General features: G+C 51.4%; 13 protein-coding genes. 10 read left to right on the forward strand and 3 right to left on the reverse strand.

Annotated features, from left to right (window positions below):
* Nucleotides 1-312: 312 nt before the first annotated feature.
* The 7 genes from AC0YOB_RS15425 to AC0YOB_RS15455 all read left to right on the forward strand — a co-directional run bounded on the left by AC0YOB_RS15425 (nucleotide 313) and on the right by AC0YOB_RS15455 (nucleotide 13182).
* Nucleotides 313-1263, forward strand: coding sequence for an ABC transporter permease (locus AC0YOB_RS15425; protein WP_475793520.1), 951 nt, complete (start codon nucleotides 313-315; stop codon nucleotides 1261-1263).
* A gap of 48 nt (nucleotides 1264-1311) precedes the next feature.
* The gene (locus AC0YOB_RS15430) at nucleotides 1312-2187 is read left to right on the forward strand and encodes a carbohydrate ABC transporter permease (RefSeq protein WP_475767420.1); all 876 of its coding nucleotides are present in this window, start codon (nucleotides 1312-1314) and stop codon (nucleotides 2185-2187) included.
* Nucleotides 2188-2227: 40 nt separating this feature from the next.
* Complete coding sequence (locus AC0YOB_RS15435) at nucleotides 2228-3880, forward strand: extracellular solute-binding protein (RefSeq protein ID WP_475793521.1); 1653 nt, start codon at nucleotides 2228-2230, stop codon at nucleotides 3878-3880.
* A 61-nt stretch (nucleotides 3881-3941) separates the two neighbouring features.
* A complete protein-coding gene (locus AC0YOB_RS15440; RefSeq protein WP_475793522.1) occupies nucleotides 3942-6245 on the forward strand; it encodes a helix-turn-helix domain-containing protein in 2304 nt (767 codons plus the stop codon).
* A gap of 166 nt (nucleotides 6246-6411) precedes the next feature.
* A complete protein-coding gene (locus AC0YOB_RS15445; RefSeq protein WP_475793523.1) occupies nucleotides 6412-11046 on the forward strand; it encodes a discoidin domain-containing protein in 4635 nt (1544 codons plus the stop codon).
* Nucleotides 11047-11319: 273 nt separating this feature from the next.
* Nucleotides 11320-12381, forward strand: coding sequence for a glycoside hydrolase family 88 protein (locus AC0YOB_RS15450; RefSeq protein WP_475793524.1), 1062 nt, complete (start codon nucleotides 11320-11322; stop codon nucleotides 12379-12381).
* Nucleotides 12382-12429: 48 nt separating this feature from the next.
* Nucleotides 12430-13182, forward strand: a complete 753-nt coding sequence (locus tag AC0YOB_RS15455; RefSeq protein ID WP_475793525.1) for a hypothetical protein — start codon at nucleotides 12430-12432, stop codon at nucleotides 13180-13182.
* 20 nt (nucleotides 13183-13202) lie between these two features.
* Here AC0YOB_RS15455 and AC0YOB_RS15460 read toward each other — a convergent pair whose 3' ends face one another.
* Nucleotides 13203-14012, reverse strand: a complete 810-nt coding sequence (locus AC0YOB_RS15460) for a helix-turn-helix domain-containing protein (protein WP_475793526.1) — start codon at nucleotides 14010-14012, stop codon at nucleotides 13203-13205.
* An 89-nt stretch (nucleotides 14013-14101) separates the two neighbouring features.
* On the opposite strand from AC0YOB_RS15460, the gene AC0YOB_RS15465 reads away from it, so the two are divergent.
* From AC0YOB_RS15465 to AC0YOB_RS15475, 3 genes are read left to right on the forward strand one after another with little or no spacing between them, the layout of a single operon-like run.
* Nucleotides 14102-14809: an RraA family protein gene (locus AC0YOB_RS15465; RefSeq protein ID WP_475767406.1), complete on the forward strand. Its 708-nt coding sequence runs from the start codon at nucleotides 14102-14104 to the stop codon at nucleotides 14807-14809.
* 32 nt (nucleotides 14810-14841) lie between these two features.
* Nucleotides 14842-15873 (forward strand): zinc-dependent alcohol dehydrogenase, encoded by a 1032-nt coding sequence (locus tag AC0YOB_RS15470; protein ID WP_475793527.1) that lies wholly within the window; start codon nucleotides 14842-14844, stop codon nucleotides 15871-15873.
* A 33-nt stretch (nucleotides 15874-15906) separates the two neighbouring features.
* Nucleotides 15907-16626 carry an SDR family oxidoreductase gene (locus AC0YOB_RS15475; RefSeq protein WP_475793528.1) on the forward strand — a complete coding sequence of 240 codons (720 nt, stop codon included), beginning with the start codon at nucleotides 15907-15909 and terminating at the stop codon, nucleotides 16624-16626.
* Nucleotides 16627-16713: 87 nt separating this feature from the next.
* Here the strand turns inward: AC0YOB_RS15475 and AC0YOB_RS15480 are convergent, their stop codons facing one another.
* Together AC0YOB_RS15480 and AC0YOB_RS15485 are read right to left on the reverse strand one after the other, a co-directional pair.
* Complete coding sequence (locus AC0YOB_RS15480) at nucleotides 16714-17745, reverse strand: sensor histidine kinase (RefSeq protein ID WP_475793529.1); 1032 nt, start codon at nucleotides 17743-17745, stop codon at nucleotides 16714-16716.
* Nucleotides 17742-18413 (reverse strand): response regulator, encoded by a 672-nt coding sequence (locus AC0YOB_RS15485; protein WP_475789143.1) that lies wholly within the window; start codon nucleotides 18411-18413, stop codon nucleotides 17742-17744. Before AC0YOB_RS15485 ends, AC0YOB_RS15480 begins: the two co-directional genes overlap by 4 nt.
* Between the last annotated feature and the right edge of the window lie 137 nt (nucleotides 18414-18550).

Raw genomic sequence — 18550 nt, forward strand, 5'->3', positions numbered from 1 at the left:
AACAACAGCATGCCATCACATCCATATTTTGTTAATCGGACTAAAGCCTTATTCTTTTGTCGTAATTTATAACTGCACTTTCATGCACAGCCAACACTATGGCAAAAAAGTGCAGTGGGGGAGCAGTGAACATTTTTGCCGCCGGAGTCCCTCAGCTCATGCAACCAGCGAAAAACAAGGGTTTTCTCCTTCTGCACCAGGGCAAAAAAGTCGTCTAGACGGTGAGCTTATCCATCAAGTAAATTGGGTTTACCAAACGTCCGAGCCAGATTCCGCAGCAGAGACCGAACAAGAACAGGAGGACCAAAGCTCATGGGTAAAACGCTGGCAACTACAAATTTGGGCAGTAGCAGTAAAGGCCATTCACGAATGAGGGTGTTGTTCCGGGACCGTTATTTATATCTGCTGGCTTTGCCCGGATTATTGTTTTTTCTTATTTTCAAATATGTCCCCATGTGGGGCCTGGTCATTGCGTTCCAGAATTACTCGCCATACGCCGGAATTCTGGGCAGCGAATGGGTGGGGCTGGATCATTTTATCCGCTTCTTCAGCAATTCGGACTTCTATATCCTGCTGCGCAACACATTAGCGATCAGTTTCCTGAACCTGCTGCTGTTTTTCCCGGCGCCGATTGTCATCTCCATTATGCTCAATGAAGTACGGCAGGTGATACTGAAGCGGCTGATCCAGACCGTTATTTATTTCCCTCATTTTCTCTCCTGGGTCATCATAGCCGGGATCAGCTTCATAATGCTGGGGCAGTCGGAGGGGGTCATTAACAGCATCCTGGCGTTATTGGGGATTGATAAAATAGCCTTCCTGACCTCGCCCAATCTGTTCTGGCCCATGCTGACCCTGCAAAATATATGGAAGGACGCCGGTTGGGGGACGGTCATTTTCCTGGCGGCGGTCTCCGGAATCGATCCTACCTTGTATGAAGCAGCGAAGATGGACGGCGCCGGCAAATGGAAACAGATCTGGCATGTCACGCTTCCCGGTATCCGGAATGTCATATTTGTACTGCTGATTCTGAAGCTTGGAGATGTGATGGACGTCGGATTCGAACAGGTATTCCTGATGGGCAGCGCTGCAGTATCGAATGTATCCGACGTATTCGACACCTATGTCTACCGCAATGGCGTACTGAACGGGGAGTTCAGCTATACCGCTTCAGTCGGTTTGTTCAAATCGATTGTCGGTTTAATCATGGTGATGGCAGCCAATAAATGTGCCAAATTATTCGGTCAGGATGGCCTCTATTAAGAGGATGGGCTCTTGCCTGGCTCAAGCAAATCCATAAGGGGAGAAATCATGATTAAAGAAACCTTTGCCGAAAAAATATATTCCCGGCTTAATGTGCTGCTGCTTCTCCTGCTCAGTCTGGTTATGGTGTTTCCGTTGTATTACGTGCTCAGCGTATCCTTCACGGATCCGAGGGAGTATCTGAAGGGCGGAATCATCTGGTATCCACGCGGGTTCACATTGGAGAATTACCGGTATTTGTTTTCTACACCGCTGTTTATCCGCTCCATCGGCGTATCGACCTTTCTGGCCGTAGCCGGTACGGTGCTTGGGCTGATCGTCACATCGGCCCTTGCTTATACGTTATCGAGAAAGCGCTTACTGGGAAGAAAAACAATTCTCATGGTAATTTTGATTACGATTTTGTTTCATCCCGGCATTATCCCGAACTATTTGCTGATACGGGATCTGAATCTGATGAATTCCTTATGGGCGCTCATTCTTCCCGCGCTCAGCAGCGGATGGAATGTGTTTCTGATGAAAAGCTTCTTTGACAGCATTCCCGCAAGCCTTGAGGAGGCTGCCGTCATAGACGGCTGCAACGATCTGCATGTATGGTGGCGCATTATTCTGCCATTGTCTCTGCCGGCCCTGGCGACATTCGGCCTGTTCTTCGCCGTTGCCCACTGGAATGTGTTCTTTAATGCGGTGCTGTATATTAATGATTTCCGCAAATGGCCGCTGCAGCTTGTATTGAGGCAAATGCTGATTGATTCCAATACATCGGCGGGCGGCGGCAATGTGCTCCAGGAAGGGCAAATCATTAATCCCCAATCAATCAAAATGGCAGCCGTCATAATTGCGACCGTTCCCATCATGATGGTATATCCATTCCTGCAAAAGCATTTTACCAAAGGAGTTATGGTAGGATCTGTGAAGGAATGATGACATACAGATAGAATATATTTCAAAGGGAGGAAGCAAATTGAAGAAAAAGAATCATTTATCGATGCGGTCTATGGCTGCGGTGCTTCTGGTTTTCACACTTGCCGGCATGGCTCTGCTCAGCGCTTGCAGCAGCGGCAGCAACAGCCCATCGAACAACACACCAAGCACCGGCAATACGGATCAAACGGACAACAACACCGCCAGCCAAACGGGTAACCAGACCGGCAATCAAACCAATGAGCCCGCCGTGGAGCCCGAGAAGCAGGAAGAGCCAACAGGCATCAGCATTATGACCCAGTTCTTTGGCGAGGAACCGCCGGGTCCGGATAATGTGGTGATTAAGGAAGTCGAAAAACGGACCAATACCAAGCTGACCATTACATGGGTATCCCCCAACAGCTACAATGAGAAGGTGAATGTCACGCTTGCCTCCGGGGACATGCCGGATCTTACGCTGATCGGGGACAATTTTGCCCAGAATGTAAGAACAATGGTAACCCAGGGTGCTTTTTGGGAGCTTGGCTCATATATTAAAGATTATCCGAACCTTAATGCCTATCCCAAGGAGGCTTGGGAAAATACCAAGTACCAGGACGGTAAAATCTATGCGATTCCCCGGGTCAGGGGGCTGGACGCAGGTATTGCTTCCATCCGCAAAGACTGGCTGGATAAGCTGAACCTGCCCGTACCGCAAACGACCGATGATCTGTATAAAGTGATGCAGGCCTTCACCAACGACGATCCGGATGGCAACGGCAAGAAGGATACCGTGGGACTTGTCGGAAGCATCGGCTCCGATGGCTTGAATCTGGGAAGCTTCGCACCGATCCTGAATGCGTTCCAGGGCGCCAATGACGGCTGGAAGGTCGACGACAGCGGGAATTTGGTGAATATGGTAGGGGATAAATCAACCAAGGATGCGCTTGCCTGGCTGAGCAAGGCCTATAAGGAAGGACTAATCCATAGCGATTTTGCCACCTTGAAGAATACCCAGGCCAGGGAAGCTGTCATGACCAGCAAAGCGGGCATTGCCTTTGAAGCCGTGTCGGCGGCGTGGGTAATGACCGAAGGAATCCGCACCACCAATCCTGCGGGCGATATGCTTCCACTGGTTTCCTTAACCGGACCAGGAGGCACGCCGTATGTGGGCAAAGGCGTTGGATTCAACGGCGTTTTCGCGATTCCGAAGTCCGTGCCCGAAGAGAAAATGAAAAAAATTCTCGCGTTCCTCGATTTTGGTGCGTCGGAGGAAGGGTATGAGCTTGGCGCTTACGGCTTCAAGGATGTGCATTTTACGAAGGACGGGGACTTCTACGTGCAGACGGAGCAGGCGAAGAAGGATATCGTCTCCACCTCCGCATTCGGTCAAGTATTTACCCGCTATGATCAATACGCCTATGCGAAAGCGCCGAATATTCCGGCAGATTATTACAACCGCAACAAAGGCATCATTGACGAAATCGGCAAGGTCAGCGTCTCCAATCCAAGCTTTGGGCTGTACTCGGAAACCTGGACCAAGTACCGCAACGATTTTCTCAAGAAGATTACCGACCTGCAGGTGAAAATCATGCTCGGCACGGAGCCGCTGGACAAATGGGATGCCTTAACGGCTGAACTGCTTGCGGATCCGAACTGGAAAAAATCGCTGGAAGAATTAAATGACGCTTACCATAAAAAAGCAGGCAAATAGATAGGCAAGGTTTGATATAATGGGAATATTATGAAGTTGATTAAAGGATGGACGGATTGCCATGAGGAAGCTTAACCTGAATTTTTTCTACAAGAATTTGATCATTGTGTTCATGGTTACCTGCCTTCCCATGGCAATCATTGCGGCAAGCAATTATTTTATCGGGGTCAAACAGATTGAGGCAGAAGTGAAGCGGAATCACCGGCTGCAGCTGGATGAAATATACCAAAGCATGGAGAAGCAGCTGTCCCAGCTTGAGATCATCGGGAATCAATGGGTATTCAATCCGGTATTCAATCAGGAGCTGCTTGAAGGCGATCTGAGGCAGAAGCCGAATACGACACGGGAGCTGCTCGTATCGCTGCGGATCTTGAAGGAATCGAATCCGCTCATCGGCAATGCCGTGCTTTATCTGAACAAGGAAGAGCTGCTTGTTTCGGATGAAGAAGGCATCTATACCATCACAGACGAGGCAGTCAAGCGGACATTCCAGGATCTGCAAAGCGGAAAATCCTCCTTGATGTGGTGGAATGAGCCCATTAGTCCGCTAAAGTATAAAAACAATGTGAACGCTGCGCTTGTCCACAAGGTTCTCGGCGCGGGTGAAGAACCTCTGGGAACGATCATTCTGTACCTCGACAAAAGCCAAATTGACGATTTCCTGTACCCGTTGAATCCCGATGGGGAGGGTGTAGCCTATATCCTCCGGCAGGACGGCGATTGGATCACAAAGGGCAGAAATCAAGGCGCGAAGGCCGTCGATCTGGACGAAGCCGTCCGCAGCGAGGTCATCGACCGCAAGCTTGAAGTAGGCGATTTTATCTTCAACCGCAAAGGTATCAGTTATTCTGTCACAGTAGGCGCATTATCGCGGAACGAATGGAAGTATGTCGTGGCCACTCCGCTCTCCAAACTAACATCCCCTGTCATTCTGGTATCCAAGCTGGGCCTTGTCTTCAGTCTAATAGGCCTTGCGGTTGCCGTCATCCTCTCCTGGCTCGCATCAAGACGCATATACAGACCGGTTAAACATCTTGTCGGTTTGTTTAAGGACACAGTTGGAATACCCTCCACATCCGATAAAAGCGACGAGTTCCAATTTATTGCCGGCAGGTGGCGCAAGCTCATCGATGAAAGCCATCAGCTGGAGACAAAGCTTGAGCAGAACAGGCAGTCTTTGAAGGAAGGTTTCCTGCTTCAATTGGTGCAAGGGCATCTCTACTTCTTCACAGAGACGGAGCTCAAAGAAAAAATGACGTTTCACGGCTGGAAGGCGAGCGATAAAATCTTCGCCATTCTGCTGGTGCGTATGGACAGATTCGCCCATAACAAAGGGAAGTTTAATGAAGGCGACGAACAGCTGGCAACCTTCGCAGCCGCCAATATCACGCAGGAAGTGCTGCAAAGCAGCCGGCAGGACGCCGAAGTGATTAATTTTCATGATCTGTCCCTCGCTGTCATATTTGCCTTTCCGGCAGAGCGGACCAGGGAGCAGGTCAAAAGCGATTTGTTTCACTTCTCCAGCGAGCTCATTCAGATGCTGACTCAATATACGACGATGCGGATAACGGTAGGGGTCGGAAAACTGGTAGATGATCCGCGGGATATTCACAAATCCCTGGAGGAAACGCGGGCCGCTCTCCAGTTCAGGGATCTGGACAAAAACGAAGAGATTCTGGATATGGACGATCTGCTGCCCCGGCAAACCATTCAAGTAAACTATCCGTTCAACCTTGAGAATGCCATCATCCAATCCATGAAAATGGGGCTCAGAGATGAGGCGGTCAGGGAGCTGGGCCATTTTGCCGAACAAATAAAGCATAATCATTCCAGGGAAATGCAGTTTCAGCAGGGGATGCTGCAGCTGCTTGGAAGCATCATACACGAGCTGCTGAGGTCTGGAGTATACTCGTCCGTTATGCAGAGCGGCAATCTCTATGAACAATTGAGCGGAATCAAGGACCAGGATGAAATGCTAGGCTGGCTGCGCTTTACCATTATCGAACCTTATATCGAGGAGCTATCGGAGACCAGGGAGACGATATTGGAGCAGATTGTCAGCAAGGTGACGGAAGCGATTCATGAACATTATTCCACTCCCATATCACTGGAATCGTGTGCGGATGAGCATGGCGTGACTTCCTATAATTTGAGCAAGGCGTTCAAGCAATATACGGGGACGAATTTTATCGATTATTTGACGACCACCCGTCTGGAGAAGGCCAAGGAGCTGCTGTGCACAACGGATATGAAAATTAACGCGATCGCGGAGAAAGTCGGATATCAACCAACCTATTTTATACGCATATTCAAGAAAATTGAAGGAATCACGCCGGGCAGCTACAGAGAACATTCGCATAAATGAAACATGTCCGTCGTACTTTCTTCTTTTTCTTATTATATATGAAAACGCAGTCATTACCAATTATTATTTTAAAAGGAAATTATAGAAGGGAGGGATTCTATGCATCTAAAAGCCTGGGTGACAACTTCAGACGGATAAAATATGACTTCATGAGGGGTGATTGAGGATGTTTACCAACGAGGCAATACCGTATAAAGTGCAAAAAGCGCTGTTATGGATCATGATTGGATTGACGTTTCTCTCGGCGATCACGATCATGCCGGAGAGATCCTTTGCGGAAGAAGGCGATGCTGCCGTAATTGTTAGCGAGCTCGAGAGTGGAAGCGAGCAGGCAGCGACCGGTCTGCAGGAAGATGGAGGCGCGCAGGAACCCGGAAGTCAGGGTGAGGCAGGCGAAGTACAGGAGCCGTCGGGCCAGGAAGCAGCCGGCGAAGCAGAGCAGCAGGTGAGAGAAGGAGGAACTGGGGACGCGTATGAGCCGGGGAGCGAGGAAGGAACTGTCGAGTGGCAGGAGCCTGACGCAATGGAATCTGCCGCGGCGACGATTTCGACGCTGGCGGTCGTTCCCGGAGCTATTCATGTGTCTCCCGGAGGCTCTGATTCTGGAGATGGTTCGGAGGAGGCTCCTTTTCAAACCCTGGAAAGAGCGCGCGATGAAGTACGGGAGACGCTTGCGGAAGGCACACAAACGGAGGATATCGTGGTGTATCTTCACGGCGGAACCTACTATCTGGACGATACGTTCCTCCTGGACCAGCAGGATTCGGGAAAAGACGGGAAAAGCGTCATCTATCAGGCCTATCCGGGGCAGCGCCCCGTCATCAGCGGCGGGCGGGAAATTTCGGGATGGGAGGCCGCAGGCAACGGGGCATTCAAAGCGCCTGTAGGCGATCTGGAATTCCGCCAGCTGTACGTTAACGACAGACGCGCTATCCGTGCGCGAACACCCAATATAGACGAATTCTTCCGGGTCAAAAGCTGGGATAAAACGAACAGGACTATTATCGTCAATGCTTCAGATGTGGAATCGCTCCAAAATCCGCTGCAGGTTGAGATGGTTGTCCAGACGCATTGGTCCGATCAGCATATGCTGGTTGAATCCATGAATATCAGCGGCAGCGAAGCGACCATTCTGCCAAGAAATCCGGGCAAGGATATTATTTTTAACCGGACTGCGCCGACGCTTGACAACAAAGCCTCCTACCATTTTGAGAATGCGATGGAATTTATGGACAGCGGGGGCGAGTTTTATCTGGATGAAGCTGCCGGAATGCTTTATTACAGGCCGCGCAGCGGTGAAGAAATGGCAAGATCCTATGTGGTTGCACCGGTCCTGGAGACATTGGTCAAATTGAACGGAACGCTTGATAATCCGGTCAAAAATATACAGTTTAACGGTATATCGTTCGAGCACAGCGGATGGAATCTGCCGACCGAGCAGGGTTACAACAACACGCAAGCGACCTTCTATCCGATTATGAGAATTGATGACGGTAAAGTGCCGTCTGCCGTTTGGGTCGAAGCGGCCGAGAATATTTCCTTCAACCGCAATTATTTTCAGCATCTTGGAGGGACTGGGCTCGATTTGGTCTCCGCCACGAATAATGTGGATATTGTCGGCAACCTGTTTAAGGATATTTCCGGCAACGGCATGAATATAGAAAGCGTATTGTCTCCGCTCAAACAGATACCGTCCGATTTGAGAACGATAGTCAAGCAGACGCATGTATCCAATAATTTTATTTCCAAGGTCGGCCAGGATTATTATGGGGCTGTTGGAATATTCGGAGGATATACGCAGGGACTGGTAGTCGAGAACAATGAGCTGACAGATTTACCATACAGCGCGATCTCCGTTGGATGGGGATGGACAACAAATACGACTGCGTCTGATTCGAACATTATCCGATACAATAATATTCATCGCGTGATGCGTCTTTTAGTGGATGGAGGCGCCATTTATACACTTTCCAAACAGCCAAACTCACAAATATACGAAAACTACATTCACGATTTTGACCGCTCTCCCTGGTCTGCGCCGCCAACCGTGCCTACGAACAACTGGTTCCCCGTTGTCGGAATCTACCTGGATCAGGCCACTGAGGGGTTTGCGGTTGAACGGAACGTTATAATAGATGTCCCCACTTTAATTTTCCCCAATCGCTTCAAGCAGGGAGCAAACAGCTATATCGACAATTACGGGGATTCCGCTTCGGTCAAGGCCAACGCGGGATTAACAGAGCCATACAGGGATTTGGCAGTTTCCACCAAAGCGCGCGATTATTTGCGTCCGGAGCTCGTGCAGGCCATTACGGATGAGGAAGGAACCAAAATCGAGCTCACCTTCAGTGAAGCGGTAGCGTCAACATCGCTTGTTCCGGATCGGTTCGTACTGGGCGGAACGGCCGCAACCGTCGAATCGGTCGAGTTCGCAAGCGCAATACCCAATAACAAATCGGTTACTCTGCATGTCTACGGACAGCTGGAATATTTGCATCCTATTACATTATCGCTGCAGCAGGGGGCGGTGCAGGACGCAGCATTGAATGACAACTCACCTCTTGAGGACTTTCTTGTTACGAATCAGGTGCAAAATCCGTTTCTGATCGACGCGGAGCTTACCGGCTCCACCATTCTCACCGTAGGCGAAACGACCGCCGTCGAGCCCTTTGTGAAAACGCGGGACAATGTGCCTGTGACAGGAGGACCTGACAGCTGGGAGTATGTATCGGCGAATCCCGCGATCGCTGCGGTAGACCCGCAGACCGGCGATATCCAGGCTGTGGCCCCCGGAGAGACGTTTATTACGATTACGACCGTTCATGAGGATATCGAGGTTACCGCTAGGCTGGATGTATATGTCTTTGCCGCCGGACAGGTCAAACCCGCTTTCGTTAACATCGCCAAGCTGAAAAGCGGGACCTATACCGGTACGCTGGCAGGAGCGGGCTACGGTCCGGAGAAAGCGGTAGACGGCAGCATTCAAACCATATGGACGACGAATGGAGTAGCGACTCTTACAGTGAACCTCGGAGATTTGTATCATTTGTATAAAATTCAGCGCATAGAAGTCGTCACAAGACAAGATGTCGACCATTCGTTCCCCCGTCGAAATTTTGAAATTCAAGCCTCCAACCGCAAGGACTTCGCCACTTATGAGGTATTGGGCAGACAAGGAGCAGATATTCTTCCTTATCGTTCCACATTTACTGCCACACTGGATCAGCCCGAGTCCTATCAGTTTATCCGTTTCTCCAAACCTTCGGATTATGCCGCCGTGGCCGAACTGCGGGTATGGGCCGAATTCGACACCGGCCAGGATTTATCCTTGAATTGGCCGGCTGGCAGCGTGGTGCAGGCAGTCAAACAGGATGAAGCCGCCAAGGTCCGTCTGGATTGGACGCCGCTGGATCCTTCGCTGAACATTGCCTCGTACAACATCTCGATGAGCGGACTTGCGCCAGTGACGGTTGCCGGCAGCGTCTATACGACAACGATCAATAATTGGCCGGATAACATCCCGGTGACGGTCAAGGTCGAGGCGGTTGATACGTCTGGCCGGTCAAGCAGGAATGGCCCGTCCACCACCTTTATGGCGCATTGGCCGCCTTATTATATAGGACTTGAAATGAGCGGCTCGCCAATTATGAATGTCGGGGAATCGCTGCAGCTTGAGCCGAACCTGACAAACATTGACGGAACCGTTGTTGCCGGAACGACAGCCTGGCAGTATGAATCGCTTAATCCCGCTATCGCAACAGCCGATCCCGCAACCGGCGCAGTTCATGCAGTCGGAAGCGGGGATACTCAAATAAAGATAACCGGAACACATGAGGAGGGCACTTTCAGGACGACACTTGATGTGTTCATCGTTGCAGCAGGTCAAACCAAACCGGCGGTCGTTAATCTGGCCAAAAAGAAACCTGCCACTGCTACTTCCGCATACAGCGCGGCTTATGGGGCAGAGAAAGCAGTCGATGGAAATAACGGAACGCTATGGGTAACCAGTGGAACGGGATCGTTGACCGTTGATCTGGGAGAATCGTATCGCTATTACGATTTCAGCCGTCTTGAATTCGTAACCCGGTTGGACGCCGATCAGCCGCCAACACGAAAATTATTTACCATACAAGGATCAAACCAAAGCAATTTTGCTGATTTTACCGTATTGGGCTCCCAGAATGATGAAGTATTGCCCTTCAAGGCAACCTGGGCCGTTGATTTGCCCTCACAATCATTCCGGTATATCAGGTTCGTTAAAGCTGTGAATTTTGCGGCGGTAACTGAATTGAGGGTTTTGGCTTTGCCAAAGTTGTCACTTCAGCAGGAGCTGCTGGAACAGCTTCCACCGGAGGAGCAGGCGCCGCAAGGAGAAGCGGCACAGGAGCAGCCGGCACAGGAGCAGCCGTCGCAGGAGCAGCCGGCACAGGAGCAGCCGGCACAGGAGCAGCCATCGCAGGAGCAGCCGGCACAGGAGCAGCCGTCGCAGGAGCAGCCGGCACAGGAGCAGCCGTCGCAGGAGCAGCCGGCACAGGAGCAGCCATCGCAGGAGCAGCCATCGCAGGAGCAGCCGGCACAGGAGCAGCCGTCGCAGGAGCAGCCGGCACAGGAGCAGCCATCGCAGGAGCAGCCGGCACAGGAGCAGCCATCGCAGGAGCAGCCGGCACAGGAGCAGCCATTGCAGGAGCAGCCGGCACAGGAGGAGCCACCGCAGGAGCAGCCGGCGGATGAGCAGCCGGTACCAGCGCAGGAAGATAGTTCGCAGGAGCAGCAAGGACAGGAACAGCTGGAGCAGGCATAGTCCGGGGATGCTGGCAGAGAGATTTTTTGCACGGAGAGGAAAGAACCTGTCTCCCCTGCTTCTTGAAAATTTATCAAACATTAACCCCAGATCGCTGCATGTGACAACTATTTAGCTGGGCAGAAATAATAGGGGCCCCTCGCGGGCTCCTTTTCTTTTCGGCTGTTCAGCGAATGAGACAAAAATTAGTTGTTTCCTTCATGTTCCCCTGCGCCCTGAAATTATAGAATGGGGTTGTAATTCAGTCCGCACTGCCAAGGAGGCTAATGATTCGTGAATCCGCTTTATATTTCACAAAAGCTGTATGAACACTATGAGCATGTCGAAGAGGTCAAACACTATTACGGGTTATTGGCCATCTATGCACTGCTGTTGACCGCTGAAGAAAAGCAGGATCCCGTTTTACTGGAAAAATGCAAAACGATCCTGTCCCGCTTTCCTGACCGGATTGAACATCCGGGCTATAATTTTCCCAGCTACCGGATCGGGGGAATTCCAAAGGCTTATGCGTTAATGAAGGGCTATATGCCCGAAGCGGAGGATCAGGTCAGGCAGTATGCGGAGGAAATGATGACGGCAGCCAGGGACCGCAGCGGCATCATGTCAAACCCTTATGAACCCGAGCGAGAATTGATCTGGATTGACGTTGCGATGGCGGTAACGCCGTATTTGCTGTTCGCAGGCTTGGCGCTTGGCGAAGAGCGATTGATCGATGAGGCGGCCAATCAAAGCTTTCTCATGTATGAGGAGTTTCGTGACCCCGAGAATGGCCTGCTCCATCAGAGCAAGAACTTCGCAGGACCCGGCAAATACTCGCAGGATCATTGGGGAAGAGGCAATGGCTGGGGGTTTCTGCCTCTTGCGGAGCTTGTACAGCATCTGCCGCAGCATTCCCGCCACAGGCCGAAGGCGGAGAAATATTTCAGGGATTTGGCGGCTGCCCTCCTTCCTCATCAATCGGAGAGAGGACTGTGGAGACAGGAAATTCCTTTCGAATATTCGTATGAAGAAACGTCAGGCACCGGGTTGTTCCTTTATGGTATTGGTGTGGGCATGCGATGCGGACTGTTGGACAGGGATATCTATTCGCCCGCATTCCGCAAGGGAGTCGAGGGCTTGAATCAGATCAGCATTAATGCTGACTTCTCAACGGAGCGAAGCTGCCCGGGCTGCCTGTGTCCCGGTGAAGGCGACGAGAAAGGCACGGTCAAATCCTATGTGACGCTGATGCTTCCCCACCGCGACGAGCATCACAGCTTCGCCCCTCTGATGTTTGCGATGGTGGAGGCTTACCGGAACGGTCTGTACGATTTGCCCCACAAATCTGAAGTGTAACGTCATGTGCCAGGAATGCAAGAAGCTGCACTCAGGAGGGATGAGAGGATGCTGCCACATCTGCAGGAGCGTTTTTTCAAAGATGAGCATGAGTTGAATACCGGTACATGGAGCTTTGAAGCGGCAGATGAGGATGGAATCAGGCAGCTGCCCGTGGAGGAAGCATGGAAGAAGGAAGGAGCTGCATTGCCGCATAAACCGGCGCGTATGGTCACAGAGCGGGACGGTATTGAGGTGATCCGTTCGGACGCGGCGGAGCTGTACGGGTATCCGATCATTAAAGCGGAGCGGATCTGGATTACTGCGATGTCACATACCCTGTTTATTATAGACCGCTTGAAGGCGGAGAGGCCGGTCAGGGTCGCCAGCACATTCATGCTTAACGATGACGACAACCGGATGAAGGTCAAGGCGGCGGCCGAAACGAAGCTTGTTCTGAGGCGGAACGCAGCGGGAATGAAGTTCTTTCAGGTTAGCGCCACATCCGGAGGAGAAGCCAGCCGGAGCAGCCTTTGGATAGGAGATATGCCCTACAGCGGGCCGGTGGAAATGAACGCATCCACGTTTCGCTTTGCAAGCGATTCCTGCCAGTCGGAGCACATCCATGTATATGCCGCTGCCAGAGACGATACGGAGGCAGTGAAAGAGTGGCATATCCTTCCGCTGACGGACCGGCAGTTCTATGTGGAGCCGCCCGCCGGTTTAACCGGCTATTCGCTGGAGCTTGGGGAGAATGATGAGCTTGTCGTCAGAAGCCATCCGGATGGCAATGTCCGGACCATCTGCTATTCCAGCCATTGAACTTCTATTGAGGCAACAGGCTAGTCCTTCAAGTAGTAGGAAGGGGACGCGCCCGTCAGCTTTTTGAACAGCCTGCTGAAATAATAGATGTCTTCAAAACCGACGGATCTTGCTGCTTCCGATACATTGCAGTCGCCGCTCAGCAGCAGATCCTTGGCTTTATAAATACGAATCTGATTCTGGTATTGTACGGCTGTCATCCCGATTATTTTCTTGAACAGCAGCCGGAAATGAGAGGAGCTTAACCCGCTTAGCGCAGCCAGCTCGTCTATCGAGAAGTGGTCCCTGTAGCTGGACAGGATGAGGTTGGCGATTTTCTCAATCGCGTAGTAGTGGGCGCCGCCATGCTCGGCCCGATCCTGTTCCTTGATGATCTGGTACAGGATATCCATCATGATGCTCTTGCATTTGATCGTGAATCCGCTTCGCCTGCCGCTCCAGACCATGCTGAGTTCGGCGAACAGGGACTGCAGCTTGAAGGGATGGGGGCTGCGGATGACATTTTTGAACCCCTTGAAGAAATCCCTTGTGCTGTCATTCAGAAATTCAATGTCGAAGGAAACCGTATAGAACGACCACGGATTGTCCGGGTTGGATCTTGCGGAGCGGACCAATCCCTTGGGGAAGAAGAGCAGATCGCCTTCCTTAACCGGAACTTCACGGTTCAAATAACGATAGACGGCCTCGCCGGAGGAGCAAAATGCGATGACGTAGGTATTGTGATAAACAATCTGATCAATGCGCCACTGCGGATCAGGCTCTTTCTCATTGATGTGCTCGATGAACCGTATGTTGAAATCTAAATCATCTTGTACATGGATACCAGACATATACGCATCGCTCCAGCCCAATGGGATCATGGTATTCATTATAATTATGCGGCAGGATTATTGTCTATCTCTAAACAGGAGGAAATCATATGAATCTGGACGATCTGAAAGCCAAACGCGGCAGGAGGGAGCCAAGTGCCCTTCCCATACCGGAGAAAGAACTGTGCAATCGCTTCCAGGAGGTGTTTACGGCGGCCGTGAACGATGTATTAAGAGAGCATGGGCTGCTGCATCAGGTGCTGCCCAGCAATATTGCGCCCTTGAAGCCGGAAATGAAAGTATGCGCCGTCGCCTTTACGGTTAAGGGTTCGAAGAATCTGACGATTGAAAGCGAGATGGAGCAGCGCGCCAAGATGCTGGAGGAAATCGGAGATAATTCCGTTGTCGTCTGGGATACGAGCGGGGATGACGAGTCTGCGCAGTGGGGCGAGGTGATGACGATGGCTTCGCAGAAGCGGGGCTGCAGGGGGGCTGTCATTGACGGGGGCGTCCGCGATACGAACAAGGTACTGGAGCTGGATTTTCCCGTCTTCTGCAGGTACCGCACCTCCAACGGCATGCTCGGCCGCTTCCGGATGATCGATTGGCAAATTCCCGTCATGATCGGCCAGGTATTCATCTATCCGGGGGATATTATCTTCGGCGATATCGACGGCGTAATCGTGATTCCAAGGGATATCGCTTATGATGTGCTGCTCAAATCGGAATATATTAAAGAGAATGAGAAAGCGATCAAGCAGATGGTTCTCGAAGGATTGACCCCCTCTGAAGTGATCAAAAAAGGCGGCTACTTTTAAGGAATGTGCATATTCATGAAGGGAGGAATTTGATGAAAGCGGCCGTATTGACAGCGTGGGAAAATATTGAGATTCAGGATGTTCCGGTTCCCGAAATCGGGGAAGAGGAATGTCTGATCAAGGTGAGGTATGCGGGGATTTGCGGCACGGATCTTCATATTTATGGCGGTCACCATCCTACGGCGAAAACTCCGGTTATCCTGGGACATGAATTCGTCGGCACGATTGAGCGGATCAACACAAAAAGTTCCGTTAGCCTTAAGATAGGAGACCGCGTTGTCGTTGAGCCCTTAATCAGCTGCAGCAGCTGCGGTGCGTGCAGAGAAGGGAACTGGCATGTATGTCAAAATCTCAAGCTGCTTGGCATTCATACTGGCGGCGGGTTCGCCGAGTATTTGAGAGCGCCGGCAGGCAAGGTCATCAAGGTGAACGACAGATTGTCTGACCGGATCGCAGCGATGGCCGAGCCCTTTGCGGTAGGCTTTCATGTCAACCAGCGGGCAGGGGTCAAGAACGGCGACCGTGTATTGGTGATCGGCGCAGGGCCGATCGGACTGATCGTGGGACTTGTTGCCCGTGAAGGCGGAGCCGCACAGGTCGCGTTCTCGGAGATCAACCCGATCCGGATTGATCAGGTGAGGTCCTTTGGCTTTACGGACATCATTAACCCGATCGAGAATGATGCCGCCGCAGAGGCTGCTCTGCTGACAGAGGGAGAAGGGTTCGACGTTGTCATCGAGGTTTCGGGCTCCCAGGCAGGCCTCCTGTTGGCGACGCAAGCCTGCAGAATCAGAGGGACAGTTGTTTTTGTCGGTTTTCCCGGAGGCATTCCGCAGTTTAACGTGATGCAGGGGATTTTCAAGGAATTGACCATGGTGGGCAGCCGCGTGTATACCTACTCCCATTTTCAGAAAGCCGTGAGACTTCTGGAGAGTATGGAGGCGGCGGGTCACTATGATTTGGAGAAGCTTATCAGCGGTGTTCATTCCCTGGAGGAGCTCGCGCAGTCTATCCAGACGATGAAGGAAGGGACAGTTCCCGGAAAAATATTGATCGAATTTTAGGACTGGCATGATTAGAGAAAGGAGACATTTGACGTGCAGGATGAGCGGTTGAAGGATAAAGTGATCGTAATCATAGGCGCTGCCGGCGGGATGGGGCAGGCGGCCGCAAGAGCACTTGCCGCGCAGGGAGCAAGGGTAGTGCTCGGTTCGCGGAACGAGCCGGCTTTGCAGACTCTGGCCGAAGAACTGATAAGCAGCGGCGCCCAAGCGGCGTACAAGAAAGTGGATGTGACAAACGAGCAGGAGGTAGAGGCATTCTTCGGGCATGCGGCCGCGGCGTTCGGACAATGCGATGCCCTGCTCAATTTGGCCGGTCTCAGTATACCCTCAGCCATCTCGGAGATGACGATCCAGCAGTATGAACAGTCGATGGATGTCAATTTGAGAGGTACCTTTCTTTGCTCGAAGCATTTTATTCCCTGCGTGGATCAGGAAGCGGGGGGATTGATCGTCAATGTCGGATCAATGGCGGCCAAACGCGCGAATGCCAATGCTCCCCTGTACTGCACGGCCAAGGCAGCGGTCAATATGTTCTCGCAAGGGCTCTCCCTGCAGATGATCGAGCGGAATATTCGCGTCACGACCCTGAATCCGGGAGCGACGGATACCGGCTTCTGGGGAACGCGCCAGGTCCCGAGGGAGAAATTCATGACAGCCGAAGATGTGGCGGAGGTGCTGCTGTTCGTTCTGCAGATGGATCCGCGGCTTGTGATCCATGAGATTAACTTCGAGTCTTTTGCATTCTACAAATAAATCCGCACATGAAGAAGCTATAACCGTCATTTGGCGGCGAGCCTGTATATTAACGATCAGAAGCCTGCGACAGCCGCAGGCTTCTTCTTATTGCATCCGATAATAATGGCTCAATTTGGGAAAATGAATGGTCACAGTTGTCGATATGCCTTCTTCCGATTGGATGGATAGATCATGTCCCAGCTTGAGAGCCATCTGCCTGGCAAGATACAGTCCCATTCCCGTCGATTTGGCATGGCTTCTTCCGTTTGCTCCCGTAAAGCCCTTCTCAAACACGCGGTGGATATCCTCCGTTTTGATGCCGATTCCCGTATCCTTGATCAACAGCCGTTTCTCTTTGCCGTCCTCCTCGAAGCCGAAGACAATGCTGCCGCCCCCCGGCGTATATTTCAGGGCATTGGAGGTGATCTGGTCGATGATAAAAACAAGCCATTTGCTGTCGCTTTGTACAAACTGCTGCACATCGTTCAATTGCAGGCCGATGTCCTTGTTGATGAACAGCTTGGCATATTTTTTCACGCTTTCTTTAACCCTTTGACCCAGCTGAACCTCTGTGATGAAATAATCCCTGGAGAAGGAATCGATCCGGGAGTAATAAAGCGCCTGCTCCACATAATTGTCGATTTCAGCCAGTTCATCCTCCAGCTTGTCAACCAGATAATCGACCGATTTGCCTGAACTGTTATCCATCAGCAGGCGGCTTGCCGCAATCGGCAGCTTGACTTCATGAATCCAGGACATAATAAAATCCTGATGATCCCGCTGCTCGTCGACCGAGCGCTGCAGCTGCCGGGAATGGGCCTCATAAAGCGTCTTTACAAGCTCAAGGTAAAGCGCCTGCTGATGATTTTGGGATTCGGAGAGGGTTGCAATCGCCTGCTCCGAATCATTCCCGGTCAGCGCTTTCAGCTCCAGGAAGAAGGCTCTGCGGTAAAAGTAGCCGATCACGATGTACAGCGCCATGAAGAAGAAGCATCCCGCATTGGCATACATGATATTATGATAGATAGGCTGACGTTCTCCGACGCTCACAAGCATAAGGGAGCTGACAAACAGCATGATGATTACATAGAAGCCAAGAAAATAACGCTTGTCCTGCATATAGGCGAGAAAGCTCATGAGATGATATATCCCTCTCCTTTCCGGGTGGCAATGAAGGAATCCTTGCCTAGCTCCGCAAGTTTTTTGCGAACCCGGGTGATATTGACCGTAAGCGTATTATCGTCCACGAAGCTTTCATCTTCCCATAAACTGCGCATGATTTTTTTGCGGTGAACGACTGTACCTTTCTGCTGCATCAGCAGCTTCAGAATGGTAAGTTCGGTCTTGGTCAGCTCCACCCGCTGTCCCCCGGCCGCGATCGTTCCGTCGCCCAGATGCAGGACAATGCCGTCATGCTCCAGCACGTTCAGGGCATTTTCGGTATAGGAGTAGGTTCTGCGCAGCAGGGCATTGATTTTGGCGATCAGCACCTCGGTAAAGAAGGGCTTCTGGATAAAGTCGTCTCCGCCCATATTCATCGCCATAACCATATCAATCGGCGTGTTCCGGGAGGAAATAAACAGGATCGGAACCTTCGAGATTTCCCTGATTTGACTGCACCAGTAGAAGCCGTCGAACGCCGGCAAATTAATGTCCATCAGGACAAGCTGCGGATTTTCTTTGACAAACAGCTGCAGAATATGATCGAAGTCATCGGCCAGGGCAACCTCGAAGCCCCATTTGATCAGCGTCTCCGCTACCAGATCGCCAATTACGCGGTCATCCTCCACGATCATTATTTTCACGCCTGCACCTCCCTGGATAAAGCCTGCTGTATGATGAAACATACCATTTTACCGGATTTGAAAGCAATCCATGTGACAGTTTTGTAAGGTTAAGCGGGGATGTTGTAAGTCCGCATGCGGTTTGAATCTTGTAGAAT

Source organism: Paenibacillus sp. JT31N17, assembly GCF_056269255.1.

Bases quoted from the DNA above. Each gene is read 5' to 3' on its own strand.
- AC0YOB_RS15470 (WP_475793527.1), top strand. From the start codon at position 14,842: ATGAAAGCGGCCGTATTGACAGCGTGGGAAAATATTGAGATTCAGGAT.
- AC0YOB_RS15445 (WP_475793523.1), top strand. From the start codon at position 6,412: ATGTTTACCAACGAGGCAATACCGTATAAAGTGCAAAAAGCGCTGTTA.
- AC0YOB_RS15465 (WP_475767406.1), top strand. From the start codon at position 14,102: ATGAATCTGGACGATCTGAAAGCCAAACGCGGCAGGAGGGAGCCAAGT.
- AC0YOB_RS15430 (WP_475767420.1), top strand. From the start codon at position 1,312: ATGATTAAAGAAACCTTTGCCGAAAAAATATATTCCCGGCTTAATGTG.
- AC0YOB_RS15480 (WP_475793529.1), bottom strand. From the start codon at position 17,745: ATGAGCTTTCTCGCCTATATGCAGGACAAGCGTTATTTTCTTGGCTTC.
- AC0YOB_RS15455 (WP_475793525.1), top strand. From the start codon at position 12,430: ATGCTGCCACATCTGCAGGAGCGTTTTTTCAAAGATGAGCATGAGTTG.
- AC0YOB_RS15460 (WP_475793526.1), bottom strand. From the start codon at position 14,012: ATGTCTGGTATCCATGTACAAGATGATTTAGATTTCAACATACGGTTC.
- AC0YOB_RS15440 (WP_475793522.1), top strand. From the start codon at position 3,942: ATGAGGAAGCTTAACCTGAATTTTTTCTACAAGAATTTGATCATTGTG.
- AC0YOB_RS15425 (WP_475793520.1), top strand. From the start codon at position 313: ATGGGTAAAACGCTGGCAACTACAAATTTGGGCAGTAGCAGTAAAGGC.